A 13,877-nucleotide genomic window follows, 5' to 3' on the forward strand; every position below is an offset into this window, starting at 1 on the left:
CGGAAATCTCTAGACCCGAGCGGTCCAAGGTTGGGTAGCAGTGCACAAACCGGCGGACTCTCGTTATAACCGCGGGACCAGCGGGGGGCAGGTCAGAGCCTGAACACGCCAGGCGGTTACGAACCGATACTCGACACCGATCCGCGCACGGGTGAAATCCTCTGGGAAATGTGGATCGACGGCTTTGCGGCGGCCATGAAGCTCGCACCGGCTGGCTGGAACCGCATTCGCGCCAGCGATGATGCAGGAGCAAAGGCCGCCCTTGCCGGGATTATCGAACTTGCGGCTGTGTCCGATGGTCCCATTCAGCCCGATGAGGACGAACAGAAGCACTGGGACCAACAGGCAACGGCCTTCATTCCCATTTGGGTGCAGATGCTTCACGAATGGCGGTTGGAGAATGACGCTAACAAGCCTTCCGCCGGTCATGCAAAAGTCGGCAGGAACGATCCCTGCCCTTGCGGATCAGGCAAGAAATACAAGAAGTGCTGCGGCCTGAACTGACCCACGCCCACCCCATTGGGACGCCCCGGTTCCCACACGAAAGCCCCATAAACAAGGCAATCCCCCGACCTCAAGCCGGAAGGCGCTTGTCCTTTGATTTCGGTGGGTTCCCTGCTGAAAGGGGTGGTGCCGCAGAAGGGACTCGAACCCCCGACCCCAACATTACGAAGGCGAGGGAGGGCTTGCCGGAAAGGCGAGCTTTCCTGCCGATTTCGGGGTCAAGACGGAGGGCAATTCCGGCTTTACCCACGCCAGACCCATTCGCGCGGACGGCCCGGTTTGGTCGGCTTCCTTTTTAAGGCACTTTGGTAGGAAGCAAACTGGGAATTTTACCCGCGCTATACCCGGATCGCCAGACAGGCTATAGAGGCTCCAGCCTCTGCGTTAGCGTCTTATACCAAAGGCAGAAACGACAGGCTCCGGCCGCATAGCGCCCAAGGCGCGGGCGGAAGCCAACACCCATTCGTTATCGGTCAAATCGCTTGGCAAAGCCAAGTCCGCGCGGGCATACTGCGCCGAGTGGTGTCGGCCCACATCATTGATCTCCGGTAGTCTTCGCAAAACCACCTGAATCAACGACTTGAGCTAGCGTCAAGCTAACCCACTGATACCACTCGACTTAGTTTCGTATCAAGGACTGATAAATAATCATTAAATAAAATGTCAATCAATACAAATTTTGTATAAAAAGGAATTATAAATTATGAAAATAATAAAAAATAATTCAAATAATAACCTAATGATTATTAAATTATTCTCTATATCATTAATTTCTATTAATTTCTCGTGCAAAGAGAAAATAACTATACATGAAAACAAAATATACTATTTTAACGACAAACAGATCAAAAAAATGATAGTTGGAAATGTTCTAAAAGACGATCAAAATAGCACCTATAATGAAGGAACATCTTTTTACGAAGGTGGCACGGTATACATTTTGAATCATTCGGGGCAAAATGTTTCCAAATATACAATAGACAACGGAAAATTATGCTTCAAAGATTTCGATGAGGTGTGTTCAAAATTTTACATACGTGATGGAAAAATCATCAGAGAGTATGTGGGTCCTAAGCTATTTTATTCTGTTGAAACAAATATCTCACCCATATCTGGAAGGGAACAATAAAGTGTCGATCCAAAGCGTCATAAACTCAATAAAATTTTGGAATGGAGATAATCCGCCATCAGGATGGATTATGAACAATGCAGTCAAAGGAAGCATATATCAATCAAGAGATAATAATTTTGAGCTATTGTTTATAAATTATATAACAAATCTTTACAATAGTTCCCCTACAATGAGGAATATTTTAGATTTAGTTTCAAATAATCCTATATATGTCGCAAAGCATCTCACAATTCCTGGCCAAGTTTGGCCAAGTCAAGTAGTTGATAATGTTGAGTACGCATCTTTTATTTCATTGAATTTTGATGCAATGGAAAATATTGGATGGTTCAATAAAAAGGGAATATGGGTCGAGTCTGAACCTCAACTAGTCATAGCCCATGAATTTTCTCACCGATACTGGCAGGAGTTGCAGTACGATAGTCCCCACGATCCATCGAGTTTAGCAGAAGATCAAAATGATCCAAATTTCGATAATGATGGAGACATGGTTAGATTTCAAAATCTAATTGCCGCTGAAATTGGAATTACAGAAAAAATTAGAGTATCTTATTATTCAGCTGGATTAATTGACAATTTTGATTTAGGTGAAAGTTATACTGACTATAAAGAAATTGATATTGTTAGAATATCTTCACCAGGAATAGCACTAGATACTTCAACAAGATCGGACAACTCCAGAGATCTTCTATTTGGATCTGAGGGGAATGACTCAATTTTAAGCGGAAGTGGCGATGATTTCATATATGCAGACAGTGGAGACGATGTTTTAGACGGCGGGTCTGGTAATGACCGCTTGTTTGGCGATCTTGGTGACGATGTTCTAATTGGCCGGTCTGGAAATGATCAAATGGCAGGTGGGGATGGCGATGATAATTTAGATGCTGGTTCTGGTGATGATTTATTAGTGGGAGGGATTGGTTCTGATTTACTATTTGGTGGGCCAGGTAATGATGAAATTTGGGGCGGGGAATTAGGGGAATATTCTTCATCAGGTTATGATATTGTTAGCTATTTTGACTCGGCGAAGAGAATAAAATTTGAATTTAGTTCTGATGTTAAAAAGGTCCATGATGGCAATGGGGGAATGGATTTATTATATTCGATAAATGAAATTATTGGGACACCATTTAGAGATTATTTTACAATAGTTGGACATATTCCGGAAGATATGGAATTTTTAACCCTAGACGCTAACGGTGGCCAAGGATCCAACCCAAGAGATAGTATAAATATTTTGCAATCTACCTCAGCAATGCATATATTCATAGATGAATATGGAAATGGATCTATACTTGATGCCCAGACATCCGGAGTGATCTTTTTAAAAAATTTTCATACTAGCGTTATCGGATCACAGCAGGCTGATACAATCTCAGATGAAGCTTCCGGTGAAAAGCACATCAGCGGCGGCGGCGGGAATGATATTGTAACCGCGACAGGTGGTGCCGCGTTTGTCGACGGCGGCGATGGCGACGACATGATCACCGGTGGATCGGGTAACGACGTTCTTGTCGGCGGCATGGGCAGCGACATCCTGAACGGCGGCGCAGGATCGGATCACCTCATCGGGTCGCCTAGCGAGAGTTTTTTTTATGATGAACTCAACGGCGGTGATGGGCATGATTATCTAGCGCACGGCCATTTCATGGAAGGCGGGGCGGGCAATGATATCATCGACGCGCGAGGAGTATATCAAGATCCCGCGCACAATTATGGAGCTATGATAAAATTCAGTGCCGGAGACGGTCACGATACCATCATAGATGATGGATCCCAAACCACTCCAGGAACCTACAATGGTGAAATTATTGATCCCGTCGATGGCGTGGGCAAAATTGATTTCGGTTCTCTCCTGACGTCTGATGTCAACTTTATATGGGATGCTAACTTTGTCCTTACTGGAAGCAGCGGTGGAACAAGCTATTACGACGCAGTAGGAAATTTGGCGGTAGTAATCTCCGCCACTGGGGATTCGATACTTTTCCAAAATGTCGCCGGGAACGTCATTTCGTATAATGGCGTGCCGACTTCCGGGCGCATTTTAGCTTTAGGCATCGGTCTTCCCAGCATGCAATTCGCTGACGGTAACCTCCGAAATATTGGCGATGGCATTCTCAATGTTCACCTTTCTTATGGAAGTACTGTAGCATACGAAACCGCTCCGAGTGACTGGATTGGCAGCACTCAATCTGGACCCATAGACGGCACAAGCGGAGATGACGACCTCGTCGGCGGCAACGGGGATGACGCGATTTCTTCAGGAGATGGGGATGATAGCGTAAGCCTCTCCGGCGGCAATGACAGCATTGACGGGGGAGATGGCGACGATACGGTGACGTTCTTCGGTTCTGTTGAGGGCATGGAACTGGCGCAGACGGGGACCGGAATTCGCCTGACTTCGGCGAGCGGCTTGGAAGGGTCGGCGACTGTCTCGAACGTCGAACATTTCTACTCGATCACGGACGACCGGACATGGACGCTTGCCCAATTGCTGGGAAGCATATCCACGACCGGCGACGATGTGATGATCGGCACCGAGGAAGATGACGTACTGAACGCTTTGGCGGGCAATGATTCGATCACGGCCTATGGCGGGAATGATACGTTGGACGGCGGTTCGGGCGTTGACACAATGATCGGTGGTTCTGGTGACGACACCTATTACGTCGACGATGCAGGTGACGTGGTCACCGAAGCAGTTGACGGCGGCACAGATATCGTCTTGACAGAACTAATCTCCTATACATTAGCGGCGAATGTAGAGAGCCTTTTCGGCACCGCCATCGGCTCGCAGACTCTCACCGGAAATAGCTTGAACAACATGCTAAGCGCATCGGGCAGCGCTGCGATGGCGGGCGGTGCCGGTGACGACACCTATTTTGTTGACGGCACCGGCGACACGGTGACGGAGAACAGCAACGAGGGTACCGATCTCGTTATAAGCTCCGTCAGCTTCACGCTGGGTGCGAACGTCGAGAACCTGACGCTTACCGGGACCGCCAACATCAACGGCACTGGCAACACGCTCTCGAATGTGATCACGGGCAACTCCGGGAACAATGTTCTGACCGGCGGTGTCGCAGCGGACACGGTCTATGGCGGCAACGGCAATGACACGTTGAATGGTGGCGCGAATGGCGACCAATTGTACGGCGGTGCCGGAAACGATATTTATTACCTCGATAACACAGCCGACCTTGTGTTTGAGGTGTCTGGAGAGGGCACGTCTGACCAGGTGCGAACGTCGATCAGTTTCGTGCTGGGCAGCACTCATATCGAAAAATTGTTGCTGCTCGGAACGGCGGCTATCAACGGCACCGGCAACTCTCTTTCGAATATTATCGAGGGGAATTCCGGCAATAACGTCATCGACGGCGTGCGAGGGAATGATACGCTCATCGGCAGCGGCGGCGCGGATACGTTCCGGTTTGCGAGCACGTTGGGATCGACCAACGTCGATACCATAACGGACTTCACACTGGGCCAGGATAGCATTCAACTGGATCAAAGCTATTTTACCCAGCTCGCCATCGGCGCTCTGGACGCAAGTGCTTTCCGGTCGAGCGGGATGGTCGATGCGGATGATCGGATCATTTACGACCCGACTTCGGGGGCGATCTATTATGACGCTGATGGATCGGGCGCTACCGCAGCCATCATGTTTGCGACCGTGACGGCCGGGCTGGCGCTGAGCGCGTCGGACTTCACAGTGATAGCGTGAAAAGCGTGGTGCCTAATCAGAACTTAGGTTGAGTTATCTCGGTAGGCTGATAAGCAAAATCCGATCGTAGCGATGTATTCATTCTGGATGGATCGCGAATTGCTTATCAGCCAACAGAAAAAATTAACATAAATCCCCCCCCGCCCACACACCAGCCGCAAAGGCCAGCGCATGGGCGGGGATCAGGTTGTCAGCGGAGGGCCGGGCTGCCCTTCATCTTCTTCGCCCCGGCCTCGACGGCGGCCAGCAGCGTGTCGTTGGCGAGGTGGCTGTAGCGCATCGTGCTCTTGTGGTCGGCGTGTCCCAGCACCTTGCCCACCGCGAACAGGTCGATGCCCGCGTTGATCATAAACGATGCAGCCGAATGGCGAAGATCATGTATCCGCAGATCCGGAAGCGCCGCCTCCTTCTGCGCCGTCTGCCATGCCCGCTTGATCGTCACGAACGGCTGCTTCGTCTCAGGGTTCGGCACCACATAGGGGCAGTCCTTGAACCGGGGCACCGCCTTGAGGATGGCGATGGCCGGTTGCGACAGGGGCACATGCCGGGCTTTCCCGGTCTTCGACGTGGGAATGAGCCAGGACCGCTTGTCCAGGTCGATATGCCGCCATTGCGCATGCAGCAGTTCCGACACCCGCGCCCCGGTGTAGAGCAGCAGCGGCACGATATGCTTCAACTGCGGATTGAGCGAGGCGTCACAGGCCGCGAGCAACCGTTTGGCTTCCGCCGCGCTGACATAGCGGTCGCGGGCGTTGTTGATGGGCTTGCGCGGAATGCCCTTGACCGGGTTGCGGGTTACGCCCGGCAGGTTCCAGCGCAGCGCCAGTTCGAACGACCGGTTGAGGGTGACCCGCACCTTCTCCACCGTCGCCGGGGCCAGCCCCTCCTCCGCCTTTTCCGCCAGCCACCTGGCGATGGCGGGCTGGGTGATCTCGTCCAGCCTCAGCTTGCCCCACCGAGGCTTGAGGTGAAGGCGCATGATCCGTTCCACATTGGCCGACGACCGCTGATAGCTGCGCGCATAGTCCAGATGCTGGTCGGCAAGGTCGGCGTAGCGGATCACCGCGCGCTTCTCCGCCTTCTTCGCGGCAGGGTCGCTCCCCAGCACCGCTTCCGATCGCAGCCGCAGGGCCTTCTTGCGGATCTGGTCGACGGGCGCGTCGCCATAGACCGCCAGCTTCATCTGCCTCTGTTTCCCATAGGCGTTCTGGAAACGCAGGATGAAGCTCTTGGAGCCCGAGGGATAGCATTCGAGCACAAAGCCTTTTATTTCGGTATCATAATAATCGGTGCGCTTCCTGCCCGGCTCGCAATAGGCAAGCTGGCAGAATTGCGCGGTGAGTTTCTCCACTGGCATGGATGCTCCTTTCAAGGGCGTGAGAAGTTGGGGCCGCCTCGCAGCGCGACGGGCCGGGCATGGGTCGGATATCGGAAGGGGCCGCGAGGGGCCGTCTGCGGCCACTGTGGGCAAAGTTTATGGGGTTCGGGGACGGACGCCGGACAGCGCGACCCAGCTTTCCGGGCGTTTCAGTTTTTCGCCGCCCCCCCCTCGCATCTACTGGGCCGGTGAGCGGCGAGAAACTGAGGCCGGGGCGAAAATCTGCCGCAGCCTGAAAAGCTGAGAACTGGATTTCTGCCCCGGCCAGCAGGGTGGTCAGATTGCGGGATCGGTGTTCAGCAACGTGTAGACCATCTTTCCACGATCCCGACGAACGAAGGTCCAGTGATGCTGACCGATGTCATCACCTGTATAGCGTTCGATGATCCGGGTTGCTTCCCGGCGGCTGGCCCCGCTTTGCTCCGCAACGGCGTTACGCAGGGCCATTTTGGTATTGATGCCCTGGGTGATGCAGCGGGTGACGGCGGCGACCAGTTCAGCGTCGGATCGTTTCGCTTCGGCCTGTTTGATACCATGGAGGTCCGCATCCTCTACCAGCCGCACCGACGCCAGCCGCTCGGCATAGGAAATGCGATCTTCCGCCGCATAGGCATAGGCGACCGACTGCACACCGCCGCCCCTGCCCTTCAACCGGGTGAACTCGACCAGCTTCTCGCCCGGATTGGCGGTTATCTGCAACTCGTCGATGATATAGCCCACATCGAAGTCATCGAGGATGTCGGTCGTGCCAGCGTGGACGGCCTTTCCATCATCCCCCTTGCGCTTGTTGGTATGGGCAAGGCCAAGGATCGTGCCTCCGGCTGACACGAACTGGCGACACACATTGGCGAAATCGCTGGAACTGCGTTTACTCATCAAGTCCGTGAATTTCTTCAATGTGTCGATCACGACCAGCGTCCCGCGCGCTGTGTCGTTGCCGACGGCCAGTTTGAGCAGTTCTTCCAGCTTTTCAGCTTTTAGCCCGCCCTGCCCCGGCACCAGCGTGTGAGCGCCCAGTTCGTCCAGCAGCCCGAGCTTGCCAGCGATCCCCGAACTGCTGTCGTCCGCGTTGATGTAATAAATATCGTCGGCAGCGATGCGTCCCAACTCCACCGCTTCCGACACCATGTTAAGGAAGAGCAGGGTCTTGCCGACATTGTGCTTGGCGTACCAGACGGTCGCTTCGCCGCGCTGGCAGACATCGCCCAGAAGCGGGCACGCCGCCTGCGCCAGCGCCTCGAACTTTGCCGCCTGCCCGATCAGGCTGTATTTCCTGAGCGGATTATCTTTGGTCTTTGCTGCCACGACGGGAGCGGCAACCACCGTCGTTTTACAGGGCCGGAAACGCTCGTGCGTCATCGCCTGCACATCCGCCCCGGCATCCCGAGCCATTGCGATCAACGTGGCGATCGTGATCGGCCTCGCGACATTGCCGGAGAAGGAGCGCCACTTGATCTCGATATCGGCGCGACCCTTGTAAGACCGACCCTTGCTGCTCCAGTCGTCGGCGAGGTCCAGTCCCTCAGGGCTTCCCGCCGTCTCGTGATAGATGGCCATCAGCACATTGAGCCAGTCCTGATATCCGCAATCGGGGTCGATGCTGTCGAGCAACGGACGGAGTGCGCCGATGTCCCGATCGCCGGACGGCCGTTCTTCCGGTTCCTCCGCACAGGGACGCGGAACCGGACGACCGTTGTGCAGGAACACCGCATCCACGAAATTCTGATCCACCTGCGCAAGCTGATCCCGGTGCCTGACGCTGAGAAGCTGGATCGACTTGTCCCGGCTGGGCGTCAGGACGACGGAATTGTTGTTGGCGCGAAGGTCGAGCCGGTCGGGGAATTCTGCGGTGTGGTGGGAATCGGCCTTGGCGAACGTGCCTTCGGCGAGCCGGAAATGATGGTGATGCCCTCGCCTTGTCCTGACGATCAGCGCCGGGGCGACACCGAACTTGCGTTCCAGATCCTGCAAGGCTTGATCGGCTTCCACCGTGTCGGCGTCCACGACGAACTGTGTCGCGTCGAGAACCGCACCCACCTCGTGGTCGGGATGCTGCTCCCAGTGCAGACGGATGGCGTCGGCGGAAAGATCATCGAGCCAGGGATGATAAGCCTTCGCCGGTCGCTTCTGACCGGGAACAAGGGGAATGACCCGGTAGCCGAAAGCGAACCACCAGAGCGCGCCTTCGAGGTTGGATTGGAAGAGAGGAAGCGGCGATGCGCCGGAAGCTGCGACGTCGGGCGAGCCCTTCGCTTCTGGGGGAAATATGTCGAGAATCGATATCCTGTTCATTTGGTCCTTTCGTATTGGGGGGGGATTAAGTGCGTCTTTTGCTCACACATGGACGCAGTACGTTCGGCGCAAAGCCTGAACGGCACACGGTTTATTGGTGTATCTGTTCCATTCACATCCGGGACCGCACGCCGGGTTCAAAGAGCGGGCCCCGGCATGGAGGGCGCTGCTCGATCAGAACACGAAATTTGCGGAGAGGAGGATGGTTGCCTCGGACGCAAGTGTGGCGTGTTCTCGTGAACAGCGCCCTCAATGCTCTTGCGGAGGACCATCCGGCTGCGGTCAGCTATAAGCTCTACCGGACGGCCTCCCTTTCGCCTTTTCGCGCCGATTCGTCAAGGCTCGATCGCAAGCAAGGTCGGGTCGATATCCTCGCTGTCCGGCACCAGTAGGATGAAAGCGAAGCCCGCCTTGCCGATGCAGGACAGCCATTCGAACCAGCCGTCATGGCGCGCGGCCCAATCCCAGAGCGGCTGGAAACAGGCATCACCGTAGAGCCAGCCGGACAAAGGAGGGGAGAACGCCGCCGCACGCAGGAAGTCGGCTTCGGTGTCGCCCGGTTCGCAAATGATGATGTGCGTCTGATGTTCGTAGCCGCAAGCGATGGCATCGACAACGCGATCGGACAGGAGTTCGTGCAGGACCGGCTCCATCGGCTGGGCGAGCACGGCCTGCATCGCGTCGAGATTGGGAAGTGAGAGCATGGTGGATTCCTTTCGGGCATAAAAAATGCGCCCTCGCCGGGACGCGTTGGGACTGCTGGGCTTTACTGTTCGAGAGGGCTGGCCATGGACCGGCGTCGGCCGCCCCTTGGAAGTCAGCCTTCGGCAAAGGCGTGGATGATGGCCAGGAGCGCTGGATCGATACCGTCGCGATCGGGCACGAACAATACGGCCCCTGCCCCATCGTCGCCGGTCACGAAGGCGATCTCGTACCAGCCATGGTCGCCGTTGCAGCTTTCCCAGTTGGGCGCGAAGCCGGGATCGGGGAAAGCGAGGCCATCGACAAGGTTGGTGCCGATAACGATGCCCCCCGCCCTTTCGATGGCTGGCAGCATGTCGCCGGGTTCCACGATGATGACCGGCCCCAGTTCGCCGACCGAGCAGCCAGCCTCTTCCAAACGCTCTTCGTAAAGGGCCAGCCGCTTTCGAAGCCAGGGGTTCAGGGTGAAAGCGATGGCGCGGGCCATGGCTTCGGGTGTTTCGATGATGGTCATGGAACGCACTCCAATAAAAAACCCCGGCGGGTGAGGCCGGGGCTGGATGAAAACAGGGCGGGGTTGAACGGTCAGATCGATTGATCGGGATCATTCGACCGACGCTTCTCCTTGCGCTTGAAATACAGGCTGAGGGCGACCAGCGCGGCCACCACGCCACTGGTGATCAGTGGTTGGGCCGCAAACCCTGCAAAGGTTGCGAGAATGGCGATCAGCCCGATCGTCTCCTTGGTCCTGAAGATCAGGCCTGCCACGAACAGCAGGATCAAGGCGAGCTTGAAGGCCATCGTCAGCACAACGACCGCAAGCAGGGCTGCGAAAAACTGCGCCATGGCGGCTATCGTGCTCGGCGGTCAGAACCGAAACGGTTGTCGCCTGACGTCCCTTCCAGCAGCATCATGACGAACACGAGGAAGGGACCGACATAGGGAATGAGATTGAGCGCAGCGAACCATCCCGATCTGTTCTGGTCATGGAACCGGCGCACCTGAACCGCCAGTTGCGGCACCACAAGGCCGACCAACGCCAGCACCAGCAGCGCAAGCATCATCGAGCCAAAGCCGGTGAGATCGACATATTCATCCTCGCCCGCTGCGGCCACGACCACGGCCGAACCGACGATTGCGCCCAGCGGCACGAGTTGAAACATCCAGAACTCTCTCCGGCTGGCCCGCCCCGTAAACTGGGCATAGCGCTTGAGCGGCAGCAGCATCCAGCCGACATGGTCATCGGCCGCAGGGTCGCCTTCCGACGCCTTCGCGGCCGCGCCACCGAACAGCAGGCGTTCCTTCGATCGTTCGAACTCGGCCTCGGAGATGACGCCGTCCTTCATCAACTGATTGAGCTTTTCAAGATTTTGCAGGGCCTCGGTATCGACCATGGGCTTGTCCTTTGTGGATGAGGGGATAAGCCGCGCCCGGACGGGAACGGCTGAACAGGCAGCTATGTCTGTCGATTGTTCACTGCTCGCCCCCTTGCGCCTGGAGAGCGACCTTCAGCTTCATGCCTTGCGTCGCCCTATGTACCTCTCGGAGCGACGGCCGAAGCCGGATGTTAGGAACCTGATCAGAGAGCAGGCGCATGCGCCTTTACCCTCGCGGGCTGGACATGCGCGCATGCCACCCGGCCCCAGAAAATGTGGCGACCGAGTTCTCTGAAAAGGGGTTCCTACGCCCCACCCTTCGGCTTTCACGAAGGGCAAAGCGGTTTTGGCGGGGTTGGAGCAGCTTCGCAATAGGCGTTTGAAGCGCACTGTTCATATAAGATGGCGGAATTTGCGCAGCCTATCGCCTTCCCATGGGACGAAGCCGTCGTTTGCGAACCGGGCCGGGAATGGCGGGTTCCCATCCAACACCCGCCATTCATAGAGTTCCGGCGATCATGGCACCAATGCGCGAGTCTGACCGGAAATCTTCAGGCGCCTACCTTCTGCTGGATGAGACTGCCCGCATTGATCGGTCCATCCAGTATCTCGCTCTTGCCGCCCCGCTCCAGCGACGTCGACAGCAACAGCTTGCACTGGGCACGGCTGGCGCCGAGATACGCCCGATTGACGTACCGCCGGCGCGCGCCCTGGCTCAGCATCTCGTCCCCGAGATCCGACTGATCTACATGCAGGAGATAAACCGTGTCGAACTGCAGACCTGCGACATACTCAGGCATGCTAAAGATGCAGCGGTTTCTCGCGTATTGAACGCCCTTAAGATCCTCACGCGTCGTGAGCGGCGTGTACATTCCATTGATGCGGGACGCCTTGAGATAAACCTCGAAGAGCTGATCGTTCAGGCACAGGACGGCGACGTCCCGACCACCGATACGGCGGGCATCCGCCGCTGCCTCCTTGAAGACAGCGTCTAGGAGTTCCAAGTCACGGTTGTAGACCTTGAGAATGGGGATCGGGCCAGGTGACTGCTGCGAGGATGCTATGTGGGTGTCGTACTCACCTTCGAGATCCATCGCAGGGAACGACGCGTCGAGATCTTGGAGCAGCTTAGTGATCTGCGGCGTGGAACGATAGTTCACGCTCAGGTCGATCTTGGTCGTCACACCCACGCCTGGATTCCGGAACCGCTCGACGCCACCACCGAGAGCGGCGTCGGACGTGCTCTGCTTAAGATCGAAAGCCATTAGAAGCGGCCACCTCCCCGAAGTGCCAGCCCGTGGTCGGAAGATCCCCTGCAGCGTCATCGCCTCGTTCCGACTAAAATAGTGGTATTCGTCGACAAAGATCACATCGAAGCCCAGCTTCTCTTTAAGTTGCTCCCACTCGTAGGTGGTGAGATAGCGCCCGAAATCCGCCGTCATCTGGTCCATACTCAACAGTCGCTCCCGTTTTAGAAGGGCGCGATAGGCATCGTGGACCTCCAATACTGCCTCACGCTGCGCCTTAGATGGCAGCGGCATCTGCCAGGATTCACGCGGACCGCTGAGATATCGATCGGCTTCTGCGGTGCCCTTGCGTATGTTCTCAGCATCAAGGGCGCCGGCAAACTCGTTCATCAGGTCGTCGACCACTGCCGAGCGCCGATCCATGGCAGAGAGCATCTCCAGAAAAGCGCGTTCCTCGCTTAGCACGTCGAGGACAATGCGGGGGTTTTCCAGTACGTGCTTCAGAGCGTCCTCGATCAGGATCTTCTGATATTCCCTGCCCTCCTGACCATCGAGGGAGAGAGGCCGCAAGCCTTTCTGTGCGTAGTTCAGGCGTGTCTCGGCGAGCTCGTAAAGCGTGCCGATCCAGATCTTTGCCTCGCCGTCGATGGTCTTGGACGTGCGCCATTTCTCGGAAGGATCGAGTGCGGAGAACATTCCCCGGATCACATCGTGCGCAAGTGCAGAGCTGTGGGTCAGGAAAGCGAACGTCTTTGTGTTGGATCCGGCGAGATCATCGAGCGCATCCTTGATGCACTTAACCGCCATAGCCTGGGTCTTGCCCGTGCCTGCTGCGCCTCGCAGCCGGACAGGCGCATCGTGAGACTTGTTGACGAACGACAATTGCTGCGGGTTGAGTTTGTGTTCAAGCCACTCCTCCAGCGTCGCCGCGCCCGATATCTGCCGACCAAGCGGCTCGCTAAGCAGTATACCGAAGGAGCCGACGCGAGGCTGCGTTGGCGTCTCGCAAAGAGCAGCAGCCTCGAGATGTCGGATCGCGCGGTCATAGAGCGCCATGTCGGGCGATATCTGTGACAGGTCTTTGGGTCCGTCCGTAACGCGGTACGCGAACACATCGCGCCCGCCGCCGGCGGCCTGCTCGAAGCAGACTCGGACCTTCGACTTCTTGCTGAACGGCTCACCATAAACGGAAAGCCGGGATCCGTCGTGGTACGGCTGCCACTGGACCGGAAGCGCGATGTTCCGGTCGAAATGCCTCAGGGCCACGCGCAGGATCCGCTCGAAACGTGCGTGCGGGAGGGCCGCCCCCTCGAAGATACCGTCGGCGCCGGTGTTGACCACGAGCATGCGATCGCTGACGTCGGCCTTCTCCGAAAGCAGATAGACCATGTTATCCATGACCACTCGGCGAAGGCCGACGGTGTTTTCCGGAAGCTCGAACTCCCCGAACCAGCTCGGCTCGATCATGGCGGTGTCGAGGATGGCAATGGCGCCCTCATCGATAACCAAGGCATCGTACGACATG

At 56.2% G+C, this 13,877-nt stretch carries 9 protein-coding genes and 1 pseudogene; 2 read left to right on the plus strand and 8 right to left on the minus strand.

From position 1 onward, the window contains the following. Window positions 1–126: 126 nt before the first annotated feature. Window positions 127–504 (plus strand): SEC-C metal-binding domain-containing protein, encoded by a 378-nt coding sequence (locus GGR44_RS15415; RefSeq protein WP_343052367.1) that lies wholly within the window; start codon window positions 127–129, stop codon window positions 502–504. Window positions 505–957: 453 nt separating this feature from the next. Here GGR44_RS15415 and GGR44_RS15420 read toward each other — a convergent pair. Further along, a pseudogene (locus GGR44_RS15420) lies at window positions 958–1,040 on the minus strand (IS5/IS1182 family transposase); the annotation flags it as partial. Between the two features lie 504 nt (window positions 1,041–1,544). On the opposite strand from GGR44_RS15420, the gene GGR44_RS15425 reads away from it, so the two are divergent. Beyond that, the gene (locus tag GGR44_RS15425) at window positions 1,545–5,357 is read left to right on the plus strand and encodes a calcium-binding protein (RefSeq protein ID WP_183956381.1); all 3,813 of its coding nucleotides are present in this window, start codon (window positions 1,545–1,547) and stop codon (window positions 5,355–5,357) included. 190 nt (window positions 5,358–5,547) lie between these two features. Here the strand turns inward: GGR44_RS15425 and GGR44_RS15430 are convergent, their stop codons facing one another. From GGR44_RS15430 to GGR44_RS15460, 7 genes are all read right to left on the minus strand, one after another. Then, window positions 5,548–6,714, minus strand: coding sequence for a site-specific integrase (locus GGR44_RS15430; protein ID WP_183956382.1), 1,167 nt, complete (start codon window positions 6,712–6,714; stop codon window positions 5,548–5,550). A 297-nt stretch (window positions 6,715–7,011) separates the two neighbouring features. After that, on the minus strand, window positions 7,012–9,027 hold the full coding sequence (locus GGR44_RS15435) for a PriCT-2 domain-containing protein (protein ID WP_183956383.1): 2,016 nt from the start codon (window positions 9,025–9,027) through the stop codon (window positions 7,012–7,014). A gap of 335 nt (window positions 9,028–9,362) precedes the next feature. Further along, a complete protein-coding gene (locus tag GGR44_RS15440; protein WP_183956384.1) occupies window positions 9,363–9,704 on the minus strand; it encodes a hypothetical protein in 342 nt (113 codons plus the stop codon). A 140-nt stretch (window positions 9,705–9,844) separates the two neighbouring features. Next, window positions 9,845–10,243, minus strand: coding sequence for a hypothetical protein (locus tag GGR44_RS15445; RefSeq protein WP_183956385.1), 399 nt, complete (start codon window positions 10,241–10,243; stop codon window positions 9,845–9,847). Between the two features lie 71 nt (window positions 10,244–10,314). After that, entirely contained in the window at window positions 10,315–10,575 is a 261-nt protein-coding gene (locus GGR44_RS15450; protein ID WP_183956386.1) for a hypothetical protein, read from the minus strand. A gap of 5 nt (window positions 10,576–10,580) precedes the next feature. Then, a complete protein-coding gene (locus tag GGR44_RS15455; RefSeq protein WP_183956387.1) occupies window positions 10,581–11,123 on the minus strand; it encodes a DUF805 domain-containing protein in 543 nt (180 codons plus the stop codon). A gap of 533 nt (window positions 11,124–11,656) precedes the next feature. Continuing rightward, window positions 11,657–13,876 (minus strand): UvrD-helicase domain-containing protein, encoded by a 2,220-nt coding sequence (locus GGR44_RS15460; protein WP_183956388.1) that lies wholly within the window; start codon window positions 13,874–13,876, stop codon window positions 11,657–11,659. Window position 13,877 lies beyond the last annotated feature (1 nt).

The organism is Sphingobium fontiphilum, assembly GCF_014196635.1.
Classification (GTDB): domain Bacteria; phylum Pseudomonadota; class Alphaproteobacteria; order Sphingomonadales; family Sphingomonadaceae; genus Sphingobium; species Sphingobium fontiphilum.